General features: G+C 71.6%; 1 protein-coding gene. It reads left to right on the forward strand.

Features of this window, described 5'->3' with window-relative positions; genetic code table 11:
- Nucleotides 1-99: 99 nt before the first annotated feature.
- Nucleotides 100-1079: IS701 family transposase (locus AAHG09_RS31760; protein ID WP_342112326.1), on the forward strand; the 980-nt coding region annotated here is incomplete at its 3' end.

A 1079-nucleotide genomic window follows, 5' to 3' on the forward strand; every position in this document is an offset into this window, starting at 1 on the left:
AGCTCGACTTTGGCCAATTTTGATGGGTGATCGAGGGTGTGAGGTGACGAAGCGGGCGTGGCGGGTAGGCTGGTGGTGTCCCCGCCAAGAGACACCGCCATGCTGCCCCTGCCCACCCGCTTCGCCGGGATCATCCTGGCGTTCGCACCGCTGTTCGTCCACCGCTCGTGGCGCCATGCCCAGCCTCTGCTGATTGGCGCGATCCTGACGCCGGGCCGCCGCACGGTGACGAGCGTCCTGCGCATCCTGGGTCGTGCGCAGGGGCGACGGTTCGTGAACGTCCACCGCATCCTCAACCGGGCGGCGTGGTGCCCACGCGCCGGCAGCCGTATCCTGCTCGGGCTCCTCGTCGACGCGTTCGCACAACGCGGCCCCCTGGTCCTGGGACTGGACGATACGATCGAGCGCCGCCGCGGCAAGCGGATCGCCGCCAAGGGCATCTACCGCGACCCCGTACGGTCCTCCGACAGCCACTTCGTCAAGGCGAGCGGGCTGCGCTGGATGAGCCTGATGGTGCTCGCCCCGATCCCCTGGGCGGGGCGCATCTGGGCGCTGCCGTTCCTGACCGCGTTGGTGCCGTCAGAGCGTGCCTGCCGCGACCGGGGCCGTCGCCACAAGCCGCTGCTCGACGTCGGACGTCAACTCGCTCTGCAGGCTCGGCGCTGGCTGCCGGGGCGCGACCTCGTCCTGGTGGGCGATGGCGGTTTCTCGGCCCTCCTGTTCCTCGATGCGATGCGGCGCGGCGGCATCACGGCGATCACCCGCCTGCGGCTCGACGCAGCCCTGTACGAACCTGCCCCGCCGCGCCCACCTGGCACGATCGGACGCCCGCGCACCAAAGGCGCACGGCTACCCACACTCGCTGCGCGCCTCGCGGCGAAGGACACGCGCTGGCGCAAGGTGGTGGTGCCGGGCTGGTACGGGGCAGGCGAGCGCACGATCGAGATCGCCTCGGACACCGCGGTGTGGCGGCACGGGGGCCTGCCCGTCGTGCCGATCCGATGGGTGCTCCTCCGCGATCCCGAGGCGCGCTTCCCGCCCCAGGCCCTGCTCTGCACGGATCCGACACGCGAGCCCGC

It is taken from the genome of Methylobacterium guangdongense, assembly GCF_038442355.1.
In the GTDB taxonomy this organism is placed as follows: domain Bacteria; phylum Pseudomonadota; class Alphaproteobacteria; order Rhizobiales; family Beijerinckiaceae; genus Methylobacterium; species Methylobacterium guangdongense.